At 69.3% G+C, this 25220-nt stretch carries 18 protein-coding genes; 11 read left to right on the forward strand and 7 right to left on the reverse strand.

Going from position 1 to position 25220, the window contains the following annotated elements; translation table 11 throughout:
- Positions 1–87 precede the first annotated feature (87 nt).
- The 4 genes from ACIG5A_RS15305 to ACIG5A_RS15320 all read left to right on the forward strand — a co-directional run bounded on the left by ACIG5A_RS15305 (position 88) and on the right by ACIG5A_RS15320 (position 4370).
- On the forward strand, positions 88–594 hold the full coding sequence (locus ACIG5A_RS15305) for a MarR family winged helix-turn-helix transcriptional regulator (RefSeq protein ID WP_397240839.1): 507 nt from the start codon (positions 88–90) through the stop codon (positions 592–594).
- The gene (locus ACIG5A_RS15310; protein ID WP_397240840.1) at positions 591–2297 is read left to right on the forward strand and encodes an MDR family MFS transporter; all 1707 of its coding nucleotides are present in this window, start codon (positions 591–593) and stop codon (positions 2295–2297) included. The genes ACIG5A_RS15305 and ACIG5A_RS15310 overlap by 4 nt, the downstream gene beginning before the upstream one ends.
- 46 nt (positions 2298–2343) lie before the next feature.
- Positions 2344–3636: a sensor histidine kinase gene (locus ACIG5A_RS15315; protein ID WP_397240841.1), complete on the forward strand. Its 1293-nt coding sequence runs from the start codon at positions 2344–2346 to the stop codon at positions 3634–3636.
- An 89-nt stretch (positions 3637–3725) separates the two neighbouring features.
- Complete coding sequence (locus ACIG5A_RS15320) at positions 3726–4370, forward strand: response regulator (RefSeq protein ID WP_397240842.1); 645 nt, start codon at positions 3726–3728, stop codon at positions 4368–4370.
- An 85-nt stretch (positions 4371–4455) separates the two neighbouring features.
- Here the strand turns inward: ACIG5A_RS15320 and ACIG5A_RS15325 are convergent, their stop codons facing one another.
- A complete protein-coding gene (locus ACIG5A_RS15325; protein WP_397240843.1) occupies positions 4456–5982 on the reverse strand; it encodes an alpha/beta fold hydrolase in 1527 nt (508 codons plus the stop codon).
- Positions 5979–7166, reverse strand: a complete 1188-nt coding sequence (locus tag ACIG5A_RS15330; protein ID WP_397240844.1) for a serine hydrolase domain-containing protein — start codon at positions 7164–7166, stop codon at positions 5979–5981. The genes ACIG5A_RS15325 and ACIG5A_RS15330 overlap by 4 nt, the downstream gene beginning before the upstream one ends.
- A 337-nt stretch (positions 7167–7503) precedes the next feature.
- On the opposite strand from ACIG5A_RS15330, the gene ACIG5A_RS15335 reads away from it, so the two are divergent.
- A complete protein-coding gene (locus tag ACIG5A_RS15335; RefSeq protein ID WP_397240845.1) occupies positions 7504–10575 on the forward strand; it encodes an AfsR/SARP family transcriptional regulator in 3072 nt (1023 codons plus the stop codon).
- Positions 10576–10629: 54 nt separating this feature from the next.
- Here ACIG5A_RS15335 and ACIG5A_RS15340 read toward each other — a convergent pair whose 3' ends face one another.
- Positions 10630–11121, reverse strand: coding sequence for an inorganic diphosphatase (locus ACIG5A_RS15340; protein WP_397240846.1), 492 nt, complete (start codon positions 11119–11121; stop codon positions 10630–10632).
- Between the two features lie 139 nt (positions 11122–11260).
- Between ACIG5A_RS15340 and dacB the strand changes: the two genes are divergently transcribed.
- The 5 genes from dacB (at position 11261) to ACIG5A_RS15365 (ending at position 16917) form a co-directional block, all read left to right on the forward strand.
- Positions 11261–12721, forward strand: coding sequence for a D-alanyl-D-alanine carboxypeptidase/D-alanyl-D-alanine-endopeptidase (dacB, locus tag ACIG5A_RS15345; protein WP_397241778.1), 1461 nt, complete (start codon positions 11261–11263; stop codon positions 12719–12721).
- A 13-nt stretch (positions 12722–12734) separates the two neighbouring features.
- A complete protein-coding gene (locus ACIG5A_RS15350; RefSeq protein WP_397240847.1) occupies positions 12735–13868 on the forward strand; it encodes a zinc-dependent metalloprotease in 1134 nt (377 codons plus the stop codon).
- Between the two features lie 360 nt (positions 13869–14228).
- On the forward strand, positions 14229–15200 hold the full coding sequence (gene tilS / locus ACIG5A_RS15355) for a tRNA lysidine(34) synthetase TilS (RefSeq protein WP_397240848.1): 972 nt from the start codon (positions 14229–14231) through the stop codon (positions 15198–15200).
- Positions 15201–15253: 53 nt separating this feature from the next.
- Positions 15254–15811 carry a hypoxanthine phosphoribosyltransferase gene (hpt, locus tag ACIG5A_RS15360; RefSeq protein WP_397240849.1) on the forward strand — a complete coding sequence of 186 codons (558 nt, stop codon included), beginning with the start codon at positions 15254–15256 and terminating at the stop codon, positions 15809–15811.
- Between the two features lie 200 nt (positions 15812–16011).
- Positions 16012–16917 carry an EamA family transporter gene (locus ACIG5A_RS15365; RefSeq protein ID WP_397240850.1) on the forward strand — a complete coding sequence of 302 codons (906 nt, stop codon included), beginning with the start codon at positions 16012–16014 and terminating at the stop codon, positions 16915–16917.
- Between the two features lie 202 nt (positions 16918–17119).
- Here ACIG5A_RS15365 and ACIG5A_RS15370 read toward each other — a convergent pair whose 3' ends face one another.
- From ACIG5A_RS15370 to ACIG5A_RS15380, 3 genes are read right to left on the reverse strand one after another with little or no spacing between them, the layout of a single operon-like run.
- A complete protein-coding gene (locus ACIG5A_RS15370; RefSeq protein WP_397240851.1) occupies positions 17120–17833 on the reverse strand; it encodes a cyclase family protein in 714 nt (237 codons plus the stop codon).
- On the reverse strand, positions 17830–20025 hold the full coding sequence (locus ACIG5A_RS15375; protein ID WP_397240852.1) for a serine/threonine-protein kinase: 2196 nt from the start codon (positions 20023–20025) through the stop codon (positions 17830–17832). The genes ACIG5A_RS15370 and ACIG5A_RS15375 overlap by 4 nt, the downstream gene beginning before the upstream one ends.
- The gene (locus ACIG5A_RS15380; RefSeq protein WP_397240853.1) at positions 20022–22595 is read right to left on the reverse strand and encodes a serine/threonine-protein kinase; all 2574 of its coding nucleotides are present in this window, start codon (positions 22593–22595) and stop codon (positions 20022–20024) included. The genes ACIG5A_RS15375 and ACIG5A_RS15380 overlap by 4 nt, the downstream gene beginning before the upstream one ends.
- Positions 22596–22813: 218 nt before the next feature.
- Here ACIG5A_RS15380 and ACIG5A_RS15385 point away from each other — a divergent pair, with 218 nt between their 5' ends.
- Positions 22814–24196: an amidase gene (locus ACIG5A_RS15385; RefSeq protein ID WP_397240854.1), complete on the forward strand. Its 1383-nt coding sequence runs from the start codon at positions 22814–22816 to the stop codon at positions 24194–24196.
- A 21-nt stretch (positions 24197–24217) separates the two neighbouring features.
- Here ACIG5A_RS15385 and ACIG5A_RS15390 read toward each other — a convergent pair whose 3' ends face one another.
- Positions 24218–25096, reverse strand: coding sequence for a LysR family transcriptional regulator (locus ACIG5A_RS15390; RefSeq protein WP_397240855.1), 879 nt, complete (start codon positions 25094–25096; stop codon positions 24218–24220).
- Positions 25097–25220: the final 124 nt, after the last annotated feature.

Raw genomic sequence — 25220 nt, forward strand, 5'->3', positions numbered from 1 at the left:
ACCGGAAAAACGTTTGCCCTAGCCGTCGGCTCGTCTACATACTTGTATTCACCAACTATTTGATTGATACAAGTAAGGGTGATTCAGGTGGACGAGGACGATCGTTCCGTCGACACGATCGCGACCCAACTCAGCAGGCTGCAGCGGATCCGCGATCGGGTCACGGCGCAGCTGCGCACCTCGGAAGGTGTCGACCCCGCCGCGTTCGTGATCCTGTTCCGGCTGCTCTGCGACGGCCCGATGCGCTCGGGTGCGCTCGCCGACGCGGTGCATTCGGACGCGTCGACGGTCAGCAGGCAGGTCGCGCAGCTGGTCGAGCGCGATCTGGTCGAGCGGCAGGCTGATCGGGCCGACGGCAGGGCGAGCGTGCTCGCCGTCACCGAGCACGGTCGCGAGGTGGCCATGACGATCCGCAAGCGCAGGCAGCAGAACCTGACCATGGTGATGTCCGCATGGACCGCCGAGGATCGGGCGGCCTTCGCCGGGCTGCTGCGCCGATTCGTCGACGACTTCGAGCAAGCCAAGCCGGCCATGGTTGCCGCCATCCGGCCCAGGCAAGACCTGTACGCCATTGGGACGGAGAAAGATTCGTGACAGCACCGGCAACAACAACGGTGGAGGAGTCCAGCGGCTTCACCCACCGGCAGATCCTGACCATCCTCAGCGGCCTGATGCTCGGCATGCTGCTCGCGGCGCTCGACCAGACCATCGTGTCCACCGCGATCCGCACCATCGCCGACGATCTCGACGGCTACTCGATGCAGGCGTGGGCGACGACGGCCTATCTGATCACCGCGACGCTGGCGACACCGCTCTACGGCAAGTTGTCCGATATGTTCGGGCGCAAGCCGTTCTTCATGGCCGCCATCACCATCTTCGTGATCGGCTCACTGCTGTGCACGATGGCGCAGTCGATGTACCAGCTCGCGGCGTTCCGCGCGTTCCAGGGCCTCGGCGCGGGCGGCCTGATGTCGCTGGCGCTGACCATCCTCGGTGACATCGTCGGCCCGCGCGAGCGCGCCAAGTATCAGGGCTATTTCCTCGCGGTGTTCGGCACCTCCAGCGTGGTCGGCCCGGTACTCGGCGGTGTGCTCGCCGGTCAGGAGACCATCCTCGGTGTCAGCGGCTGGCGCTGGGTGTTCCTGGTGAACGTGCCGGTCGGGCTGATCGCGCTCGCGGTGGTGTCCAAGGTGCTGAAGCTGCCGAAGCGGCCGCATTCCACCGACCGGGTCGACTGGTGGGGCGTGCTCGTGCTGGCGATCGGTTTGGTGCCGCTGCTCATCGTGGCCGAGCAGGGGCGTGAATGGGGCTGGGGCAGTGGACGATCCGTTGCCTGCTATGTGATCGGCGCGCTCGGCGTCATCGGGTTCGTGCTCGTCGAGAAGTCGCTGAAGGAGAAGGCGCTGATCCCGCTGCGGATGTTCCGCAACGGCACCTTCGCGCTCGGCGTCGTCATCTCGATCGTGGTCGGCGCGGCGATGTTCGGCGGTATCTCGCTGCTGCCGCAGTACCTGCAGGTGGTGCGCGGGGCAAGTCCGACGCTGGCCGGTCTGCAGATGCTGCCGATGGTGCTCGGCCTGATGACCGGATCGGTGGTGTCGGGTCAGCTGATCTCGAAGACCGGCCGCTACCGTGCCTTCCCGCTCATCGGCGCGACCATGCTGACGCTCGGGCTGTTCCTGCTGCACTACCTCGACGCCGACAGCCCGCTGTGGCTGGCCATGATCTTCATGGCGCTCACCGGATTCGGCCTCGGCAACCTGATGCAGCCGCTGACGCTCGCGGTGCAGAATGCGTTGCCGCCCAAGGATATGGGCGTGTCGACCGCGGCGGCGACCTTCTTCCGGCAGATCGGCGGCACCCTGGGCGTCGCGGTCTTCCTGTCGATCCTGTTCGCCCAGCTGACACCGAACATCTCCGAGGAGATGCGTTCGGCGGCAAGCGATCCGCAGTTCCAGCACGCGGTGATCGAGGGTGCGAAGAGCAGCAACCCCGCCGATGTCGCGCTGTCGAAAGGCCTGCTCGCGCAGGATACTTCGGCGGCAGGCGAGGTGCTGAAGGACAGCTCGATCATCCAGCAGCTGAGCCCGGAGCTGGCGCGGCCGTTCCAGGTCGGGTTCGCGGAATCGATGTCGTCGGTGTTCCTTTCGGCTACCGGGGTTGCGCTGCTCGCGCTGATCCTGGTGCTGTTCTGGAAAGAAGTGCCGCTGCGCATGGTCAGCGGTATCCAGGCGGCGAAGGAGGCCGAGTCGGCCGACGGGGCCGGGGATCTGGTGGAGCGCACCGGATCGGCTTAGCACCTTCTCGAGTCTGCCCGGTACCGGCCGTCGCCGGTGCCGGGCAGTGGCGATTCTGCGTGGGATACCGTCGAGCGGTGACGATGCTGCGGAGGCGCTGACCGTGCGCTATCTCCTCGACCGGCTGCGACGGCTGCCGCGGTCGGTCGGCTTTCTCGCGCTCGGCTGCCTCACCTCGGTGCTGTCGATCTTCGCGCTCTTCGGGATGCTCGTGGTCGGCGCGCTGTGCATGATCGGGGTGGGGATTCCGGCGCTGCCCGAGGCGATGCGGGTGGTCCGGCCGCTGCTCGGCGCCGAGCGGCGCAGGGCGGGATGGCTGCTCGGCGCGCCGATCGAAGCGGTGTACCGGCCGATGACCGGTGGTCTCGGGCGGCGGCTCGCGACGGTGTTCACCGATCCGGCCAATGGACGCGACCTGGCGTGGCTGCTGCTGCACGCGGTGACCGGCATGATCGTCGGGGTGCTCGGGGTCGCCTTGCCGTTGAGCGCGATCAATCAGCTCCTGGTTCCGTTCTACTGGCAGGCGGTACCGGAGGGATCCGTCGAAAGCTTCGGCATCGTGGCGACCTCATGGCCGACCGCGCTGGCGAATATGGCCATCGCGATCCCGGTCGGCGTGCTGGTGCTGCAGATCCCGGTGATCGCCCGCTGGCAGGCCCTGATCGTGCGGGCACTGCTCGGCCCGACGGAGGGTGCTGCGCTCGCGCACCGGGTGGCCGAGCTGACCGCGACCAGGGCGGCCGCGCTGGACGCGCACGGCGCGGAACTGCGCCGGATCGAACGCGACCTGCACGACGGCGCGCAGGCGCGGATCGCCGCGGTGATCATGCAGCTCGGGCTGGCCGATCAGCTGCGGGAACGGGATCCGGGTAAGGCGCAGGAGCTGGTGCGCAAGGCACAGGACACGGCCACCGACGCGCTCGCCGAACTGCGCGATGTGCTGCGCAGTGTGTATCCGCCGGTCCTTGCGGATCGGGGCCTGGCCAGTGCGGTGTCGGCGCTGGCGGCGCGAAGTCCCATCCCGTGCACGCTGGAGGTGCGCGAGTCGGGCAGGCGGCCCGCCGCCGTCGAGGCCGCCGCCTACTTCGTCATCGCCGAGGCGCTGACCAATGCGACCAAACACTCTGGCGCCAAAGCTATTTCGGTGGTGCTCGGCGGTGGGCCGGAGTTGCTGACGGTCGAGGTCCGCGACGACGGGATCGGCGATGCCGAGGAGACCGAGGACGGCGGGCTCGCGGGCATCCGTCGCCGGGCCGAAGCATTGGACGGGCAAATGGAACTGAGCAGCCCGCCCGGCGGCCCCACCGTGCTGCGCGTGGCGCTGCCGTGTGGGTCGTGACCCGACCGTGCGACGGCACTGCGCGGGCGTGGCCACGTGGGTCGGCTGTTGTGGGCGGTTGGCCTTAGGGTGATGGGCGTGGAGTTGCCGTGCGGGTCATGATCGCCGAGGACGATGCCCTTCTACGGGAGGGACTCGTACTGCTGCTCAGTACGGCGGGGATCGAGGTGGTCGCGGCCTTCGACAATGCCGATGACTTCCTGACCGCGGTGACCGCGGATCGGCCCGACGCCGTGGTGGTCGATGTGCGGATGCCGCCGACGTTCACCGATGACGGGTTGCGTGCGGCGGTGCGGGCACGGGCCGTTCATCCCGGATTGCCGGTTCTGGTGCTCTCGGCCTACGTCGAGAACAGCTATGCGGCCGAACTGCTCGGCGATGGGGCGGGCGGCGTCGGGTATCTGCTCAAGGAACGGGTCGGCAAGGTGGATCGGTTCCTGGATTCGCTGCGCAGGGTCGCCGATGGCGGGACCGCGATGGATCCCGAGGTGATCTCGCAGCTGCTGGTGCGGCGCAAGGCCGATGATCCGCTGGCCGGGCTCACGGCGCGGGAGCGTGAGGTGCTCGCGCTGATGGCGGAGGGGCACAACAACACCACCATCGCCGAGCGGCTCGTGGTCAGCGAAGGCGCTGTGCACAAACACATTCGGAGTATTTTCGCGAAGCTCAACCTGTCCGCCGACGATGTCGGGCACCGGCGGGTGCTCGCGGTGCTCGCGTATCTGAATGCCTGAGCGACAAGGCAATCGAACGGCGGCAAGGTGATCGAACGGCACAGCGCCCGAACCTGTTCGGATTCGGGCGCTGTGCGTCGGGAGGTCAGTCGATCCGGCAGGTGACATCCTCGGCGGGCAGTGTCCCGTCCCGGAAGTAGGTGTTCACCTTGTCGTAGACGCACTTGTTCTGGAAGCGCCCGAAGATCCAGTGCACCGGCACATCCTGCAGGGTGACCATCCGTGACGCGCTCAGCGCGCGCCGCATCCCCTGCGCGTTGTTATAGGTGGTGCGGGTGTCACCGGTGGCCTGCACGATCAGCGTCGGCACCGCGTTGCGTACCACGGTGGCCGGTTCGGACGGGGCCGCCCAGAACGCGCACGGTGTGATGTTGTTGGCGAACGGGCCGAACACCGGCTCCTTCGCCCGCGCCGCCTCGATATTGCTCAGGTACCACGCCGTGTCGCGCGGCGCCGCGACATCGCCGCACATGATCGCCATCTGCGCGGAGCCGTCCTCCGGCTTGGCGGTCAGCATGAAGGCGAGGGCCTTGTCCAGCTCGGGGGAGATCTGGACGGGTAAGCCGGCGGCGGCGTCGGCGAGCTGGCGCATGTTGACCGCGACGTCCGCGTAGCCTGCCGGTGTATCGAGACCGATGAACAGCACCATCGGTACGGTGTGATCGTCGATGTCGTAGGCGCCCAACCGAATCGGGGTGGCCGCCGAGCGGCGGATCAGGTCCTCGACGGTGGCGCGCACCTGCTGGCGCGTTGCGCCGAAGTGGTATTCGCCGTCGCGCTGCGCGACCCAGTCGGCCCACAGGTCCAGCGCGGCCTCGTTGGCGGGCCCCATATCCCGCGTCATCTCGACCGCGCCGTAGCGGTCCGGATCCACCGAGCTGTCGAGCACGATCCGGTCGGCGCGCTCCGGGAACATCTGGGTGTACACCGCGCCGAGATAGGTGCCGTAGGAGGTGCCGAAATAGCTGACCCGCTCCTCGCCCAGCACCGCGCGGATCACATCCATATCGCGCGCGGTGTTGCGAGTGGTGATGTGCCGCAGCCGATCACCCTCCACGTCAGCGCAGCGCTGCGCGAGATCGCGCTGGGTTGCCACGGATTCGGCATAGCTCGCCGCGTCGATACCCCCTGATTGCAAGCCGAAGCCCTGCGGCCAGCGGCAGTTGATCGGGTCGGAGCGGCCGACACCGCGCGGGTCCATGCCGATCAGGTCGTAGCGGGCGCGCACGTCCGGCGTCATCGCGGCGCCGACGTCGACCATGAAATCCAGTCCTGGTCCGCCCGGCCCGCCGGAGTTGGACAGCATGACCCCGCGCCGCTGCGCCGGATCGGTCGCGGCGATCCGCGAGATCGCGACCTTCATGGTCTTGCCTTGCGGCTCAGCATAATCCAGCGGCACCGTGACGTCGGCGCACTGCGCGCCCGCCGGATCGAGGCGCGGATCCCCGCACGATTTCCAGTCCAGTTTCTGGCTGTGGAAGCGGTCGAGCGCGGGCGGGCCGGATTCGGCCTCGGTGGCGCACGCCGCGCTGGTCGCCGCGATCAGGCCGGCGGCGAGCACGCCCATGAGGGCTTTGGCGCGATGCATTGTCGTTCCTCCGGTTTCGGTCATGCCGCGCACGCGATGGCGTCGAACGCCTTCACGACCACGTCGGCGCTCTGCTGGCTCGCGGGCAGCTGGTTGACGGTGAGTGTGACGGCGGTGCCGTCGGCGGCGACGGCGTCGCGGGTCTCGAAGCCGGGGATGCTGCCGCCGTGCCCCCACATCTCCTTGCATGCCGTCGGATACCGGACCAGCCCCAATCCGTAACCGCCGCCGGGCATTCGGTCGAACGGGACGGTCTTCTTCATCTCCGCGAGCTGGTCGGCGGGCAGCAGTTCGCCGCGGAGCAGTGCGGTGAAGAATTTGTTCAGCTCGGCGCCGGTGCTGATCATCGCGCCCGCCGCGCCGGCCCACGTGGTGTTCTGGGCGGTGAAATCCACACGCTGCCCATCGGTTTCCTGATAGCCGACCGGGTGCGGATCGCGGATACCCGTGTCCTCGGCCGCGGGGAAGTAGGTGGCGCGCAGGCCGAGCGGTTCGATGACGCGGCGGGTGATCTCGGTGGCGACCGGTTGTCCGGTCACCCGCTCGATCAGCATGCCGAGCAGGATGTAGTTGGTGTTCGTATAGACCTGGCGCGCACCGGGCTCGAACCGCGGCGGCAGGCTCATCGCGATGCGCACCAGCCCGGCGTCGTCGTAGTGCCGCCAGCGCACAGCCTCCGAATCCACCTGCAACTGTGGGGAATTCGGATCCGGCGCGACGGAAGGATCACCAGAGGCCAGATATTCGGGCAGGCCGCTGGTGTGCTGCAGCAGTTGCCGCACCGTGACGCGGTTGCCGTCGTTGCCGTTGCCGTGCACCACCCCCGGCAGGTACCGCTCCACAGGCGCGTCGAGCTGCACCTTGCCCTCGGCCACCAGCTGCAACAGCACCGTCGCCACGAACGTCTTGGTATTGCTGCCGATGCGCACCTGCGCGTCCTGCGCGATGGGTGCTCCGGTGCGCAGATCACCGACACCGGCGGTCATGGTTCGCTGCCCGCCCGGCCCGCTGATCACCACCTGCGCGCCGGGGAATCCGGCACGCACGACGTCGTCGAGCGCCTTGGCGATCGCCGCGGACGGTGCGGGATCCGCCGCGCTACTCGACCGCGTCGCCTCGCCGCACGCGGACGCGGCGAGCACCGCTCCCGCGAGGGCGACCGCGACGGCCGCCTTTCCGCCGTGCCGCCGCCATGCGTTGGTAGGCAAAAGTTCCTCCTGCTCGAGCCGGGAATGACCGTTGTCCCGGACGATTTCGAGCGTAGGAAATCGAATACATTCATCCCATGACACGGGCACCCGAATGCGGAGTAGCGTCAGCGCCACCGTGCGGTAGTGCCAGCACCACCATCCAGGTGGTGTCCGGTCGATGCCCACGCGTCACCGATCCCGTCATGAAAATCTCATGAAGCCTCTGGTTGAGTGGGCAACCGCTGGCCAGGAATCATCGTTGTCTCATCGGTGACCGCCCTGGCATGAGGATGCGAGCATCGCGAACGATTGTCTAGGTTTTATAGCGACGCTCCATGGTCAGAGAGGGGACCGCATGCTGAAGTTCGCTGTGCTCGGTGAGGTTCGTGCTTGGCGCGGCGAGCTGGAACTCGATTTGGGATCCAAGCAGCGCCGGGCCTTGCTGGCGGCACTACTACTACGCAGCGGTCGTTCGGCGACCGTGCCCGAGCTGATCGACGGTGTCTGGGGCGAACATCCGACGCCGAGTGCCGTTGGCGCCCTGCGCAACCACATCCTGCATCTGCGCAGGGTGCTGGAACCCGAGCGCCCGTCCGGCGGCCCGGCCACCGTGCTCGTCGGCTTCGGCGGCGGTTACGCGCTGCGGTTGGTGCCGGGATCGGTCGACGTGGAGCAGGTCGAGGAACTGCTGCTGGAGATGCAGGCCGAGCGGCTCGCCGAGGACGCGGGCTCGGTCGAGGCCGCGCGGGACCGGCTCGACAGCGCGCTGCGCCTGTGGACGGGCACGCCGCTGTCGGGGCTGCCCGGTCCGTACGCGGATCGCCAGCGCATCCAGCTCGTCGAGCGGCGGCTCGCGCTGCTCGAGCAGCGCATCGAACTGGATCTGCGCCTCGGCCGGTATCCGGAGATCATCGCCGAACTCTCGCCGCTGTGCGCCGAGCATCCGATGCGCGAGCAGACCCGAGGGCTGCTGATGACCGCGCTGTATCACGCGGGCCGCCAAGCCGAGGCGCTCGCGGTGTACGCGGACACCCGCAGGGTGCTCATCGAGCGGCTCGGCATCGAGCCTGGACAGCAGCTGGCAGAGCTGCATCATCGAATACTGCGCGGGGATCTGCCCGCACCGCGTCGCGAGGCCGAGAGCCCCGCCGCGGTGCCGTCCGCCGCCGCGCCGCGCGGACCGCAGCGCCGCACCGTCGCCAGGATCGCCCAATTGCCCGCCGATGTGGCCGATTTCACCGGCCGGGCCGACGCGATCCGCCGCATCGGCGACTGGCTGACCGATACCGACGGCAACTTCGTGCCGGTGTGCGCGATCGGCGGCATGGGCGGCATCGGCAAGAGCGCGCTCGCCGTGCATGTCGCGCACCGGGTGCGCGATCGGTTCCCCGATGGTCAGCTGCACGTCGACCTGCACGGGTTCGCGCCTGCTACGCAACAGAATCAGGTGGAACGCTTCGGCACGCCCGCCGCCGATACACTCGGCGACTTCCTGCGCGCGCTCGGCGTGCCGGAGGGTGAGATCGCGCCGTCGCTGGCCGAGCGGTCGGCCCAGTTCCGCAGCTGCCTGGACGGCAAGCGGGTGCTCGTCGTGCTCGACAACGCGCGCGACGTCGATCAGGTGGCGCCGCTGATTCCCGGTACGCCGGGGTCGGCGGTGTTGATCACCAGTCGCTCCACCATGCCGGAAATGCCCGCCGTGCTCGGCGTCCGGCTCGATGTGCTCACCCCCGCCGAGGCGCGCAGCCTGCTGTCCGGCATCATCGGCGCGCATCGGGTCGCCGCGGAACCGAAGGCGGTGGACAGCGTGCTCGCCGCATGCGGCGGGTTGCCGCTCGCGGTGCGCATCGTCGGCGGGCGGCTGGCGGCCAGGCCGAAGTGGACCATCGACGGCCTGGCCGAACGGCTCGTCGACGAACAGCAGCGCCTCGCCGCGCTGCGCACCGGCGACCTGGCGGTCGAGGCGGCGTTCCGGCTCAGCTACGACCAGCTGGATCCCGTGCAGGCCAGGGCATTTCAGGTGCTCGGCGTCCCCGAGGTCGCCGAGATCTCGCTGGACGGCGCCGCCGCGGTGCTCGGCGTCGATCGGTTGATCGCCGAGGAACTGTGCGAATCGCTGGTCGATCTGAACCTGGTCGACACCACCGCGCAGGGCCGCTACACCTACCACGATCTGCTCCGGCTGTTCGCCAGGGATTTGCAACCGGATCCGGCCCACCCGGTGTTCGCACCGCTGCTGCGGCTGCTGGACTTCTATCTGGCCACCATGAAATCCGTTGTCGCGGTGTTGAACCCGGGTACCACGCTGCCCGAGCATCTGCGCTCGACCACCACGAGGGGGCTGTCCTTCGCCGCCAGCAGCGCCGCCCAGGCCTGGCTCAATGCCGAGCGACCCAACCTGGCCACGCTGTACCAGCAGGCCGCGCACGTGCGCGGGCCCGCGCTGGCCATCGCCGCCGATATCGCTTGGGCCTCGGCGGAACTGAACGACGGCGGGCCGAATTGCCAAGAGCTGGCCCGCGGGCTGGAGAAGCTGCTCGACGCGGCGCTGCAGGTGGCCGATCGCGAGGTCGAATGCCGGGTCAGGGTCGCGCTCGGCCTGCTGTGCACCGACGCGCTCGGCGCGCTGCGCGAGGGCCGCGATCATCAGCGGATCGCGTTGTCGCTCAACGTGGGTTCGGGCACCGGCGAGCGGCTGACCGCCTTCGCCGCCGCCCTGCTCGCCTCGTCGACCAGGATGGGCACCGAATCGGCCGCCTCACTGGCGCACGCCGAGCGGGCCATCCGGCTGGCGCGCAGGCTCGGCGACCGGGCCATCGAGTGCGCCTGCCTGGTGCACATCGCCAAAACCCTGTCCGACGCGGGCAAATTCGCCGAATCCGAGGAGCGGGCGCGGCGGGGTGTCGCACTGGCGCGGGAAATGGGCAATGCGGGTCTGGAGGCCACGGCGCTGCATGAGCTCGGCGCCAACCGCGCCTACGTCGGCGACTACCCCCAGGCGATCGAGCTGTGCGAAAAGGCAGTCGAGCTGGCCAGGCGCAGCGGGTTGGTGCTGCGTCAGGGCTGGGCGCTCTCGCGCCTGGGGCATGTGTACATGATGGCGGGGCGCCTGATCGACGCCGAGGCGTCCGTCGACGCCTCGCAGCAGGTGCTGACCAGGGCCACCGGGCCGCTGCACCGCGCCAGAGTGCTTGTGCTGCACGGGCTCATCCTCCAGGCGCTCGGCCGCTCCGAGCAGGCCTACTGCGTATTCCGCTCCGCCGCGGAATCTTTCGCGACCATGGAGGATGCGCGCCTCACCCATGAGCGGGTGCACGGCGAGCTGGAGGGCCCGATCCTGTTCCTGCTGCGCGAGCACCTCGACGAGGTGATCGAGGAGCGGCGGCAGCGGCGGGCGCGCATCACCGAGACCGCGTCACCGGTCTAGTCGCCCGGAAACGAAAGAGGGAAGTCCGCGCGTGCGGACTTCCCTCTTGGCGTATCAGTGGCCGCCCTGATCCTGCAGCCGCTTGATCGACGCCTGCACCTCGGCCTCGGCCTCGGCGCGACCGACCCACTCCGAACCCTTGACGTACTTGCCGGGCTCCAGGTCCTTGTAGCGCTCGAAGAAGTGCTTGATCGCGGCCAGCTCGAACTCCGGGACGTCCTTCAGGTCCTGGATGTGCTCCCAGCGCGGATCGCCCGCCGGGACACACAGCACCTTGTCGTCGCCGCCTGCCTCGTCGACCATCTTGTACATCGCCACCGGGCGCACCTCGATGAGGCAGCCGGGGAACACCGACTCGGGCAGCAGGACCAGTGCGTCCAGCGGGTCGCCGTCCTCGCCGAGGGTGTTCTCGATGTAGCCGTAGTCGGCCGGGTAGACCATCGACGTGTACAGGTGCCGGTCGAGCCGGACGCGGCCGGTCTCGTGATCGACCTCGTACTTGTTGCGGGAACCCTTGGGGATCTCGATGGTGACGTCGAACTCCACGCCATCTCCTTACGTGCCTATGCGGCGCGGTCTGTCGACGCGCCAGGTTGTTCGGGGGAACGGTTGCGCAACGAGGATAGTGTGGTCGACGGTCAGATGGGTGCGGCAGGAGCGGCCTCGAGCAGAGACGGCGGGCAAGGTGGTTGGTCAGAGCAGTAAGAACATCGGTGGACTGGCCGCCAAGCGGCGCCGCAAGACGTGGATCGCGATCGGTGTCACGTTCGCTGTTCTGCTGGTGGCGGGTGCTGTCGTGCTGGTCACGGTCAAACCGTGGACCGATGAATTCCGGCACGGCGGGCTGACCACGGCCGCACCGCCCGCGCCGGTGGCGCCGACGCCGCGGGTGCGGCCCGCCCCGGACAACGCGCGCACCCCGACGGCCGCGGGTGTCGCGGCCGCGCTCGCGCCGGTGGTCGGCAATCCCGACCTGGGCGCGTTCACCGGATCGGTCACCGATGCCGCGACCGGTGCGGTGCTGTGGGCGAGCGATCCGAGCAAGCCGCAGATCCCGTCCTCCACGGCCAAGATCCTGACCACCTCCGCCGCGCTGCTCGCGCTGCCGGGCGACCATCGGGTGATCACCCGCGTCGTCACCGGCGCGGCGCCGAACGAACTGGTCTTCGTCGGCGGTGGCGACCCGACGCTGACGGCGCAGCCGGACGGAAAGGGCTACTACCCCAACGGGCCTCGTCTGTCGGATCTGGTCGATCAGATCCGGGCCTCGGGCCGCCAGGTCGACACGATCGTGGTCGACACCTCCGCCTACGCCGGACCGACGATGGCGCCGGGCTGGGACCCGGTCGACATCCGCGAGGGCTCGATCGCGCCGATCGAATCGGTGATGATCGACGGCGGCAGGCTCGATCCGCTGGTCGAATACTCACCGCGCACCCCGACGCCCGCGCTGGACGCGGGTAGGCGCCTCGCCGTCGAACTCGGGCTCGATCCGGCCAAGGTCAGGCTCGGCAATGCCGCGCCCGGCGCGACCGAGGTCGCCAGCGTGCGCTCCGCACCGCTGCGCGATCGGCTGCGCGACACGATGGTGCACTCCGACAACGTCCTCGCCGAGACCATCGGCCGCGAGATCGCGGTGGCCACCGGTAACCCGGCCTCCTTCGACGGCGCGGTCGTCGCGCTGAACGCGGTGCTCGGCAAGGCCGGGTTCGACCTGACCGGCATGGGTATGCACGACAACAGCGGACTGTCGGTGGACGACCGGGTGCCCGCCCGGCTGCTCGACCGCATCCTGGCGACCGCCGCCCGCCCGAACGCCGTCGCGGTGACCCCGACCGGCGCGACGACGGCCGCCGATCCCGACCGGCTCACCGCGACACTGGCGCCGATGCTCGACGACCTGCCCGTCGCCGGTGCGACGGGCTCGCTCACCAGCCGCTACGTCCACCGGGATCGGGCGGCGGCGGGCTGGGTGCGTGCCAAGACCGGAACTCTCTCGGTCTCCAGCACGTTGGTCGGGTACGTGCTCGATGCCGATGGACGGGTGTTGACCTTCGCGCTGATGTCGAACGATCGGCCGCCGGAGGTGAGCAGGCCCGCCCTGGATGCTATCGCGGGCACGCTGCGTAACTGTGGATGCTCGTGACGGGTGGATGACCATGAACCGAGGCACTGATCAATCGGGCGATGCCGAATCCGGTACCGCCGCCGAATCGGGTCAGGAGGTAGTGGTCGCCGAGACGCGGCGGCGCGGTGCGCTCTCCGCCGCCGTCGACTGGAAACTCGCGGCGCGTACCGGCGCGGCGCTCGTCCCCGCCGGACCGCGGACCTCGCGCTATGCCGCCGAACAGGTGGTCGCCGAACTGGCGTCCGCATCGGAGCGGGCCGAGGGGCCGGTGCGCGAGGTCAGCCGGATGCTCGACGACAAGCCGGTACCCGCCGCGCGCATCGTCGACCGGCCCGGCTGGATCGCCGCGGCCGCCGACTCCATGTCCCAGCTCACCGGCGCCGCACCCGATACCGCCGAGCGCGGGCTGCTCGCGGGCAAGCCCGCGGGCGTGCAGGCGGGCGCGATGCTCGCGTTCCTGTCCACCGCGATCCTCGGCCAGTACGACCCGTTCACCGGTCCCGACGGGACGCTGCTGCTCGTCGCGCCGAACATCATGGCCGTGGAACGCGCACTCGGCGTGTCGCCCACCGACTTTCGCTTCTGGGTCTGCCTGCACGAGGTGACCCACCGGGTGCAGTTCTCCTCGGCGCCCTGGCTCGCCGACTACATGCGCGGCAATGTGGACGTGCTCGGCGAGGTCGGCGACGAACCGCTGACCGATATGCTCTCGCGCCTGGTCGACGAGCTGCGCGAGCGCCGCCGCGGCGATTCGGCCGACGATCCGAACGCGCGCGGCGTCGTCGGGCTGCTGCGCGCCACCCAACCGCCCGCGCAGCGCGAGGCACTCGACCGCCTGCTCGTCCTCGGCACGCTCCTGGAGGGCCACGCCGACCACGTCATGGACGCCGTAGGCCCCGCCGTCATCCCCTCGGTCGACCAGATCCGCGCCGCCTTCGACCAGCGCCGCAAACGCCCGACCAACCCACTGCAACGCCTCCTGCGCGCCCTGCTCGGCGTCGACGCCAAGGTCGCCCAGTACGTCCGAGGCAAGGCCTTCGTGGACGAAGTCGTGGGCCGAGTCGGCATGTCCAACTTCAACGCCATCTGGACCAACCCCGAAACCCTCCCGCGCCCAGAGGAAATCGCCACACCCGAACGCTGGATCGGCCGCGTGGTCGGCTGAGCAGCCGGGTGCCCAAGCGCTCCGGGCACGCACAGCCGCACACCATCTGATCGCCCGCGTAGGGAATCGCATGCGAAACGGTGCGCGGCAAGTCAAACCGTATGCGGCTGTACGTCCGAGCGCTCCGGGTGCGAAGGTGCGTCTGGGGGGTGTGAGCGATCGGGGCGGCCTTGTGCCCGCGACTCGTCGCATACGTCTGGTCCGAATCGCACGTGACGGGTGTTCGGGACGTCGAATAGTGCTGGCGGGGGCGGTGGGTAGTCTCCGAGCATGAGCCGTGGGGTGCAAGGGGTGGGGAATGGCCGGGGGACGGACTCCGCGCCGCCTGTGCGCCGTGCGTGGCCGGAGGCAGGTGCTCCGGTGCGGCGGTTGCCGGAGACGGGGGCGGTGCTCGAGGTGCGTCGGGCGGTGCGTAGTTGGCTGGCCGAGTATTCGGTCGGGGGTGGGGTCGCGGTCGCGTTGTCCGGTGGCGCCGATTCGCTGGCGTTGACGGCGGCCGCGGTGGTCGAGGCGGAGTCGGTGGATGCGTTGGTGATTGATCATCGGTTGCAGGCCGGGTCGGGGGCGGTGGCGGCCGAGGCGGTGGCGCAGGCGCTCGGGCTCGGGTGTCGGTCGGCCCGGGTGATCGCGGTGGCCGTGGGGAGTGACGGGGGGATGGAGGCAGCGGCGCGGCGGGCGCGGTATGCGGCGCTGGATTCGGCGCGCGCAGGTTTACCGGTGTTGCTCGGGCACACCCTTGACGACCAGGCCGAAACGGTGCTGCTCGGATTGGCGCGTGGTTCGGGCGGGCGGTCCATCCAGGGGATGGCGGCGTACGCGGCGCCGTGGGGGCGGCCGTTGCTCGGGGTGCGGCGCGAGGTCACCCGGCAGTTGTGTGCGGATGTGGGGGTGGCGCCGCACGAGGATCCGCACAATTCGGCGCCCGAGTTCACCCGGGTGCGGTTGCGCACCGAGGTGCTGCCGCTGCTGGAGGAGGTGCTCGGTGGCGGGGTCGCCGCGGCGCTCGCGCGTACCGCCGAACAGTTGCGGGAGGACGGCGCGGTACTCGACGTGCTGGCGAGTGAGCTATTGCACACCGCGGCCGTCGGGGCGGACCTCTCGATCGAGACGCTCGCCACTGCGCCGCCCGCACTGCGCAGGCGGGCGATTCGAGCATGGCTGCTCGCGGGTGGTGCGAAAGCGCTGACCGACAAGCATTTACGGGCCGTCGACGAACTGGTGACGGCTTGGCGTGGCCAAGGTGGCGTCGCGGTCGGCGGCGGCAGGCCGGACAGCAGGTTGGTTGCGGCGCGCGAACATGGCAGGCTGACACTGCGTATGAGTGACGGCTGATGTAATGGATCGGCCGATCGGGATCGACACCGCCTGGAAGGACATCAGCTGACGTGTACGGGGACGACATCGCGTCGGTGCTGATCACCGAGGAAGAGATCGCCGCAAAGACCAGCGAGCTGGCCGAGCTCATCGCCAAGCGCTACCCGGCCGACGCCCCCGAGGGCGATCTGCTGCTGGTCGGCGTGCTCAAGGGCGCGATCTTCTTCATGACCGACCTGGCCAAGGCGCTGCCGATCCCGACCCAGATGGAGTTCATGGCCGTCTCGTCGTACGGGTCGTCCACCTCGTCCTCCGGCGTGGTCCGCATCATGAAGGACCTGGACAAGGACATCGCGGGCCGCAATGTGCTGATCGTCGAGGACATCATCGACTCCGGTCTCACGCTGTCCTGGCTCAAGCGCAACCTGTCCACCCGCAACCCGGCTTCGCTCGAGGTCGTCACGCTGCTACGCAAGCCGGACGCGCTGCGCACCCATGTCGATGTCGCGCACGTCGGCTTCGACATCCCGAACGAGTTCGTCGTCGGCTACGGCCTCGACTACGCCGAGCGCTACCGCGACCTGCCCTACATCGGCACACTGGACCCGAAGGTCTACGGCGGTAACTGACCCGGCGACCGCCCTGCTACTTTCCAGGGTGTGATCCTACGAATGCTCGCCGGGGGATCGGTACCCGGCGATGTCCGCAGTGGTGAATACCCGGACCCGTCAACGAGTTCGATCGCGATGACCAGGCCGGTCGCCGCGCGGCTGCCTTTCGGGACGGTCGCGCCGTATCCCGCCCCCGCTGTGACTTCCGGTCCGGGGCAATGACTTCCGTAGCGACGCGAAACCGGCGTTCCGGCTTCGCGATTCCGGCGTGGTCGATGCCGCTGCTGTTCGTCGTCGGCGCGACCTCGCAGTACATCGGCGCCGCGATCGGCGTATTCTTGTTCGAGACCATCGAGCCGACCACCGTCGCCTGGTTGCGCGCGGCCGCAGGCGGATTGGCGCTCGTGCTGTGGCGGCGGCCGTGGCGGCGCGCGTGGACCAGGCGAGAAGTGTTGGTCGCCACCGCTTTCGGCATCGTCACCGTGGTCATGAACATCGTGTTCTATGAGGCCATCGCGCGGATTCCGCTCGGTACCGCGGTCGCCATCGAATTCCTCGGCCCGGTCGCCGTCGCCGCCTTCGGATCACGCAGGGCGCGAGACATATTCGCGGTGGTTCTGGTTGCCGCCGGGGTATTCCTGCTCGCCGGTGTGCAACTCGACGTGAGCCCGATCGGCGTCGGCTTCGCGGTGGCCGCCGCGGTGATGTGGGCCGGATACATCCTGGTCGGCAAGCGAGTCGCCGACGCGGGACAGGGGCTGGATTCGCTTGCGGTCGGCATGGCGGTGGCGGCGGGCGTGCTCGCACCGTTCGTGGTCGTTCCGCAACTCGCCGTCGACGCAACGGTTTTCGCCGACCCGCGCACCTGGCTGCTCGGCGTCGGCGTCGGCGTCATGGCCAGCGCGGTTCCCTACGCACTCGACCAGGTGGTGCTGCGCCGAGTCGGCCGGGCCCGCTTCGCCGTCCTGCTCGCCCTACTCCCCGCCACCGCCGCCGTAGTCGGCGCCATCTTCCTCACCCAGCGCCCCCAACTCGTCGAAATCCTGGGCATCACCCTCGTAGTCATCGCCGTAGCCGCCACCGCCGCCCAACCCCGCGAGGACCCACCCACTACCCCCGTCTAACCCCGCGCCGAGCGCAGTCGAATGGCCCCACTCACCGGCGTGTCATGGGGCCATTCGACTGCGCTCGGCGCACAGTTCGGCCGCTGCCGTGCACCCAGAGCCGTGCCCCGCTGCTGCGATATCTCTCTTGCCGAGCGCAGTCGAATGGCCCTTCGACACGCTGGCGGGAGGGGCCATTTGACTGCGCTCGGCGGGGGAGGGGTCAGGGGAGGAGGGCGTAGATGGTGGCGGGGGCGCCGGAGCCGGAGCGGTAGAGGGGGCTGCCTACTAGGATCCAGGCGCCGGTCGGGGGGAGGGCGGCTAGGTTGGCGAGGCATTCGAGGCTGATGCGGTGGTCGCGGTAGAGGAGTTTGGAGACGGTGTAGGTGTCGTCGGTGCCGAGGTCGGGGCCGAAGGTGTCGATGCCGAGCGCGCCGCGGCGGCCGAGACGTCCGGTGTCTAGCAGCCATTCGACCGTGTCGACGGCGAATCCCGGCTGGTGCTCGGCGGATTCGCCGGTGCCGATGAATTCCGGTGTGCCCCACAGCGCATCCCAGCCGGTCCAGGCGACGATCGCGGAACCGTCGGGGATGCGGCCGTGTTCGGTTTCCCACCGGCGCAGGTCGGCGACGCTGATCGCGTAATCCCGGTCGCGCGAACAGGGTTCGCGCAGATCGAGCTTGACCGCGGGCAGCAGCAAGTCGTCCAGGTCGAGTTCGTCGGCGGCCAAGCCGTCGGCGTGGAAGTGAATCGGTGCGCCCCAATGGGTTCCGGTGTGCTCGCCCTGCTGGATGTAGCGCAGGTAGTACCCGTCGTCGGCGATGGTTGCCACGATATCGGTGCGGAATTCCGGGTCGCCGGGGAACAGCGGTGTCGTCGCGGGGTCGTGCACATGCGACAGGCTCACCAGCCGTCCGAACGGCCGCTGCGCGGTCATCCGGGTAGGGTAACCGATTTGGTGGGTGCCAGTACGCGCTCCAGCGCGTGCATGTCCTGCTCCAGTGTGCGGAACAAGGCATAGCTGATCACGAACGCGACCACACTGCCGATGCTCAGTACCCGCACCACGACGATGATCTGCGTCAGTTCGAGTTCCGACAGCAGCGTCGCGCCGGTGACCGCGAGCAGCGGTATCGACGCCGCGACGATCAGATACACGCCGCATCTGCGCCGCAGGCGATGCAGCCGTCCGGCGTCCTGCACGCTGAGCTCGCCGTGGCTGAGGAACATCGGATAGATGTATCTGATGACGTAGAAGTTCACCAGGAAGAACGGGTAGGTCACCGCGATGGCGCCGCAGACCGCGTGCGCGATCACGAAGTGGGCGTAGTCGCTGGCGGTGATGGCGTCGCCGGCGCCCCGGATGACGATCGGGAACGAGATGCCAGAGAGCATCCACATCGTGAAGATGATCGACACCGCGCGGTCGCCGAGCAGCAGCGCGTCGGTGCGGGCGCGGCGCAATGTCTCAGGGCCGTAGCGTATCCCGGCCCGCAGGCCGTGCGGCACGATGATCAGGTTGCGGCACAGGTAGAGCAGCAGCGCCGTCGCGGCGGCGGGCAGAATCGAATTCACCACCGCCGTACCGATATCGAGCTGGTGCTGTGCTTGCAGGCTCAGCTTGCTGTGGATCAGTTTGGTGGAGTGCTGGATGTTGTAGAGGGATGCGAAGGCGTTCGGCACGACGATGGCCAGGGTGATCAGCGGTATTCGCCACCGCCGCAGCCGTATTCGCCAGCCGGGGGCCGGGTCGACGAGTTCGCGTGCGCGGTCGTCGAGACAGAGCTCCAGCTGCTGCGCCAGCATCGCGCCGCTGTGCCAGCGCCGGTCCGGATCCGGCTCGAGGCAGGTGAGCAGCACCCGGCGCAGGGTGGCCGGGCAGTCGGCCGGAATGCGTTCGAGCGCGGTGCTTTCGACGCCGCGCGAACGCTGGGCCAAGGCGGTTTCCAGCGATGCGTCGTTGTCACCGAACGGCGCCGCGCCGGTCAGCAATTCCCAGAGCAGCGCGCCGAGCGAATAGATGTCACTGCGGGCATCCGGCCGCGCCGCGGTGTGGCCGAGAGCGGCCGCCAGTTCTTCCGGCGCGCGGTAGGGCAACGAATCGTCGTGGGGCACATCGAGGTCGGCGTCGGCTGGTGGTGCGCTCGCGGTGCCGACGGTGAAGTCCGCCAATTTGGGCGACCCCTCGGCGGTGAACAGTACATTCGACGGTTTGATCGCGCGATGTGCGATGCCCTGCCCGGCAGCGTAATCGAGCGCCTGCGCCAGCCGGATACCGAGCCAGGCAACGGTCGCGGGCCAGCTGCGTGCGCGGAGTTCGGCCCTGATCCGCGAATCCGCGGGCCGGATTTCGCCTTTGGTCTCTATCGCCGCGTCGACGGCGCGCAGCAGCAGCGCCCCACCCGCCGTCTCCGGCCCTCGGCGGCGGGCCGCGAGCACCTCCACCGCGGTGCCGCCCGGCAGGTATTGCATGTAGACCAGCCGCGCCACCGGTTGCGCCCCGGTCAGCACCCGCTGGTCGAAGACGCGAACGATATGCGGGTGGTCGAGCTTGGCCATGGTGCGCGGCGCACCGACCGCGCCCGCGGAAAACCGAACGGCGACAAGTCGTTGCATGGACAGCTGCCTGGCCAGGAAGACCCGTCCGGTCCCGCCGGCGCCGAGATCGGTGAGCAGATCGAAGTCGTCGATCCGGCGGCCGGGCGCCAGCGCGGCGGCGGCGCCGGGCATCTCGGCGGTGGCCGTGCCCGCGTCGGCGCCCGCCAAGGCATCGAGCCGTTCGCGCAGTTCGTCGGCCAGTTCGGGATATTCGGCCAGGAAGGTCTCGACCGTGATCGGTTCCCTGGCGCACCGCGCGACGAACTCCTCGCACACCAGCTCGGCCAGCGCCGGGCTCTGGTCGAATTCGGGAAACTCCTTGCGGTACTCCGCGATCCGCTTGCCGAGCCCGTCCAGATCCCAGCGCCTGCGCAGGTCGATGCGCACCAGATCGGTGAGCACGGCGATCCGCGCCCTGGTGCTGTCGGGCACGTAGTCGGCTAGTCGCGGCGGGTTGACCCGCTCGTTGCGCAGACTGCGTTGCCAATCGGCGGCGAACTCGGCGACGGCCTCGGCACGCGTGGTTCTCACGATGGCGTTTCCGCGGGCGCCTCGTCGAGTGTTAACGAATCAGTCGGCGCGACAACCCGTTCCAGTGCCTGCAGATCCGCCTCCAGCGCTCGGAACAGCACATAGGACCCGACGAACGCGATGATGCCGCCCGCGCAGAGCACCCGCACCGCGACGATCACCATCGGAATATCGCCGGGCGGCAGGAAGGTGACCCCGGCCACCGCGAGCAGCGGCACCGACGCGGCCACCGCCAGGTAGCCGTTGCACCGGCGGTCGAGCCCGCGTAACCACACCGCGTCCTCGGCGCTGATCTCGCCGTGCCGCAGGAAGATCGGGTAGATGCAGCGCACCATGTAGAAGGTCACCAGGAAGAACGGGTACGCCACCGCGATGGCGCCGCACACGATGATCGAGGCGAGGAAGTGCACCACCGCGCGGCCCGGTATGCCGCCCGCCGCGAGTTGCAAAGCGATCGGGAAGGTGATGCCGGAGATCGTCCACAGCGAAAACGCCACGGTGACAGCGCGATCGCCGAGCAGTAGCGAGTCGGCCCGTGCTTTGCGCAGCGTCTCCGGGTCGTAGCGGCGGCCTTTGCGCAGCCCGCGTGGCACCGTCAGCAACAGCCGGGACATGTACGCGACGAGGGCGATGCCGAGCGGGAAGAAGATCGCGTTCACCACGCCGGTGATGATCACGAAGCTGTGCTGCGCGTCCTGTGGCAGCCGGTCGATGATCAGGTGCTGGTTGTGCTGGATGTTGTAGAGGGAGGCAAGCACGTTCGGCATGCCGAGGCCGAGCAGCACCACCGGAATGAGCCACGACCGAAGTCGCAGCCGCCAGCTGTGCGGGGCCGGATCGACCAGTTCCCTGGCCCGCGCGTCCAGGCACAGGTCGAACTGTTTGGCCAGCACCGCGCCGCTCGCCCAGCGCCTGGCCCGCTCCGGATCCAGGCAGGTCAGCAGCACCCGCCGCAGCGCGGCCGGGCAGTTGGCCGGAACCCGTTGCAGCGCGCCGGGATCCACGCCCGCGCTGCGCCGCTCCAGCATGGCCTCCAGCGTGGTGTCGTCGCCGTGTTCGTCGGCGCCCGCGGTGGAATCGTCGAACGGCTTCGCGCCGGTCAGCAGCTCCCACAGCACCACGCCGAGCGAGTAGATGTCGGCGCGGGTGTCCAGATCGGCCGCGGTGCGCTCGCGGCCGGGATGGCAGGCCTCCAGCTGCTCGGGTGACATGTAGGCCAGCGATCCGCCGAAGTAGGCGACCGGGCTGGTACCGGCCACATTGCGGCTGAAGCTGATGTTGAAGTCGGCCAGTTTGGGCACCGCCTCGGCGGTGAGCAGCACATTGGCCGGTTTGACATCGCGGTGCAGCACACCGTGGGTCGAGGCGTAGTCGAGCGCGTCGGCCAGCCTGCGGCCAAGCCACGCAACGGTTTCCGGCCAGCTGAGCCCGGCGATCTCGGCGCGCACGCTGGAATCGGTCGGGCGGATCTCGCCCTTCTCCTCCATGGCCGCGTCCACCGCGTCGAGCAGCAGCTGTCCGCTGCGTTCGGCGGGCGGGGTGGAGCGTACCCAGCGCAGCACGCCGAGCAGCGTCCCGCCTGGCAGGAACTGCATGTACAGCAGCCGCAGCCGCCGCACCGACTTGCTGTTCGGTCCCTCCGCGTCGAGCAGCCGCTGGTCGAAGACCCGCACGATGTAGTCGTGGTCGAGCTGGGCCAGCGTCTGCGGTTCGGTGCCGTGGTCGGCGGAGATCTTCACCGCGACCAGCCGCTGCAGTGAGCGCTGCCTGGCCAGGAAGACCCGCGCGAACGCACCGCTGCCCAGGCCGGTCAGCAGGTCGAAGTCGTCGATCCGCTGGCCGATCTCGATCCGGTCGAGCGCGTCGTAGCGACCGGGGCCGGTACCGATCGTGGTCGGGATCGCGGTCGCCGTGCCGGTGAGGTCGACGGACGTGCGGGTCACTTCGGTATTACGAACGGACTCGGTGGTTCGGTTCAGTTCGCCGGACAGCGCCGTCCTGGTGCGGGCGAAACCGACCAGTGTGGATTCGTCGAGCGCGGCCCTTCTGGTGCTCTGATCCACCTCGTCGGCATTGAGCAGCTCACGCAGTTCCGTGGCTTGTGCGGGATATTCGCGCAGGCAATCACGGGGATCGACCCGATCGCCGCTGTGCCTGCGGATGACGAACTCCTCGTACACCAGGCCGGCGGGAATGTCACCCGGTGCGAGTTCGGGGAACTCGGCGCAGTATTCGATCAAACGCTTGCGCGGCGCGGGCACGGTATTCGGTTCGCGTGCCTCTTCGCGGTCACGCTCCGCTGCCGCCTCCAACGCTCGCGGCGCGGGGGACCGGCGAATCCAGCGGTGCTGCAGGTCCACCCTGATCAATTCGAGCAGCGCTTCCCGGCGCAGCGTCTGCGCGTCCGGCAGGTAGGCGGCGATCTCCGGCGGTGCCAGCGTGGTTTGGCGCGCGGCGGTTTCCCATGCGGCGGCGAACGCTTCGACCACGCTGAATTCCGTATGGATCGGCCGGGAATCGACTTCGGAACCCATACCGGATTCGGGACTTCTATCGGACCTGGGGTTCATATTCGTGACCTTGTGGCTCGGCGGACGCCAGAGAATCCGCACTGGTCGGTCGGTGCACCGGAATAAATCCCGCCACACCCGACGGCATCGTCCCCCGAGCAGTATTCGGAATGATAACTTGCCGCTGAACAGCGGATCACCCGAATTTCGACAACGAAGCGACGGGGGCGAATCAGCACATGTACAACGACGCTGCAGTGGTAGCAGACGGTTCAATTGTGGTCCATGAAGTCGACTCGAACACCCCGGCCGACGCGGGTACGCCACGCGGCCCGGCCGCCGTGATCGCGGCGAGCGTGCGCGACGGTTCGACGACCCCGACCGAGGCCGTCGCCGCCGCGCTCGACCTGATCGCCGCCGAGAACTGGAAGGTGAACGCGTTCAGCGTGGTTCGCGCCGAGCGGGCGCGCGCCGAGGCCGCCGCGCTCGAGCAGCGCTCCGATCTGGACGTGCTGCCGCTGGCGGGCGTGCCGATCGCGCTCGAGCACCACATCCCGGTCGAGGGCGAGACCGTGCTGGCGGGCTCGGCCGCCACCGATACCGCGCCCGCGGGCGCCGACCATCCGGTGGTGCGCAGGCTGCGCGCGGCCGGTGCGGTGATCGTCGGCCTCACCACCGTTGCGGAACAGGGACTTTGGGCGATGACCGACAGCCAGGGCCGGATCACCCGCAACCCGTGGAATGTCGGGCGCACCGCGGGCGGCTCCTCCGGTGGCGCGGCGGCCGCGGTGGCCGCGGGCCTGGTTCCGGTGGCGCACGGCATCGACGGGCTCGGCTCGGTCCGTATCCCCGCGGCCTGCTGCGGGCTGTTCGGCATCAAGCCGGGGCGCCACACCGTGCCCGCCGAGATCGGTGTCGACTCGTGGTCGGGCATGGCCGAAAACGGTGTGCTCGCAACGACGGTCGCCGATGCGGCGCTGACGCTGTCGGTGCTCGCCGCGCGACCTGACCTAGCCGAGGTCGACCCACCGGGCCGACTACGCATCGGGCTCGCCGTCGCCCCGCCGTCCCGGTTCTTCCGGGTCGACCGGCACTGGACCGCGGCGGCCGGCACCGCGGGATCGGCCGCCGCCGCGGCAGGCCACCTCGTCGAACCGACGACGCTGCCCTACGGCGACGCCTTGCTCGCCCTCTTCCTACGCTGGCTGGCCACGGGCACCCGTGACGCCGCGACCCTCCCGCATCCTGATCGACTACAACGCCGTACCCGCAGGCATCTCGCGCTCGGCCGCCTCGTCCAACGACTACGGCTGGTGCGCCCCGCTCAGATCGATCGGGTGGAAACCCGACTGCTCGAATTCTTCGAACGCTACGACGTGGTGATCACGCCGGCGCTCGCCACCCCACCGCCTCGGGCGCGGGCCTGGCACGCAGGCGGCTGGCTGGCGAATGCGCTCACCAGCGCCAGGTATTCACCCTTCACGCCGATCTGGAACCTGGTCGGCTGGCCCGCGGCATCGATACCGATGGGCACCCACCCCCGTTCCCGCACCCCCGTCGCCGCGCAGCTGGCAGGCCCGCCGGGCAGCGAATCCACGGTGCTGCGCCTCGCCGCGCAACTGGAAACGCTGCACCCGTGGCGGCGCACCGTGCATCGCTAGCGTCGCCGAACCGCTCAGCTCTCAGGAACCCGACAGCGTCGAAAAGCCGCCCGCCACAGCGCGTCCCGCGAATTCCAGGATGGTCGGCCGGTTGTCGTCGGCGCGCCAGGCGACCGCGAGCTCGCACGGCGCGAGCCCGTTCACCGGGCGCGCGGTCAGGCCGGGCCAGCGGTACATCGGCACGTTGTTCTCGGCGAGCAGGCAGACGCCGAGTCCGAGGCTGACGGCCTCGAGCTTGTCCTCCGGCGTCGCGGCCTCCGCGCCGATCTTCACCTGGCGGCCCGCACGTGCGTCGTTGCCGAGCCAGAAGTCGCGCACCGCACCGGCTTCGGTGGGCAGCGCGACGAACGACTCGTCGAGCAGATCGGTGAAGTCGATGCTCTCCTGGTCGGCCAGCGGATGGCTCTCCGGCAGCAGCACCCAGCGCGGCTCGGTGCGCAGCACCTGCCAGCGGTAGCGGTTCGAATCGGGCAGCGGCAGCCAGACCAGGGCCAGATCGGCCTGGCGGCCCGCGAGCCCGCTGGACGGGTCGGTCCAGGAGGCGGCGTGCAGCGCGAGGCGGTGGCCGCTCGCGCTCTCCAGGTCGTTGAGCAGTCCGCGCCCGAGCGCCGACTGGACGCCGACGCGCAGCACCTCACCCGCCTCCTGCAGCGAGGCGTTGGTGACCTCCCACAGCTCCAGGATCTTGCGCGCGCCCTCGAGCAGCTCCTTGCCCGCCACGGTGAGCGCGACGCTGCGCTGGTTGCGGTCGAACAGGACCACGTCGAGCTGGCGCTCGAGCTGGCGAATCTGTCGCGAGAGGGTGGGTTGAGCGATGTGCAGCCGCTGTGCGGCATTGGTGAAGTGCAGTTCCTCAGCGACGGCGACGAAATACCGCAGGTCGCGCAAATGCGGGTCCATAGCCCCTTGCTATCAGAATCAGTCCTGAATTTCCACCCTTATCAGGCCGGAAAGTCCGGATATGCTGGCCGAAACAGTCGATAGGTTTGTTAGGGACAGCATATTGCTTGTGATGGTGCGGCGC

This window comes from Nocardia sp. NPDC052566, assembly GCF_044547285.1.
Taxonomy (GTDB): domain Bacteria; phylum Actinomycetota; class Actinomycetes; order Mycobacteriales; family Mycobacteriaceae; genus Nocardia.

Bases quoted from the DNA above. Each gene is read 5' to 3' on its own strand.
- ACIG5A_RS15325 (WP_397240843.1), bottom strand. From the start codon at position 5,982: ATGACCGAAACCGGAGGAACGACAATGCATCGCGCCAAAGCCCTCATG.
- ACIG5A_RS15335 (WP_397240845.1), top strand. From the start codon at position 7,504: ATGCTGAAGTTCGCTGTGCTCGGTGAGGTTCGTGCTTGGCGCGGCGAG.
- ACIG5A_RS15350 (WP_397240847.1), top strand. From the start codon at position 12,735: ATGAACCGAGGCACTGATCAATCGGGCGATGCCGAATCCGGTACCGCC.
- ACIG5A_RS15365 (WP_397240850.1), top strand. From the start codon at position 16,012: ATGACTTCCGTAGCGACGCGAAACCGGCGTTCCGGCTTCGCGATTCCG.
- ACIG5A_RS15370 (WP_397240851.1), bottom strand. From the start codon at position 17,833: ATGACCGCGCAGCGGCCGTTCGGACGGCTGGTGAGCCTGTCGCATGTG.
- ACIG5A_RS15380 (WP_397240853.1), bottom strand. From the start codon at position 22,595: ATGAACCCCAGGTCCGATAGAAGTCCCGAATCCGGTATGGGTTCCGAA.
- ACIG5A_RS15390 (WP_397240855.1), bottom strand. From the start codon at position 25,096: ATGGACCCGCATTTGCGCGACCTGCGGTATTTCGTCGCCGTCGCTGAG.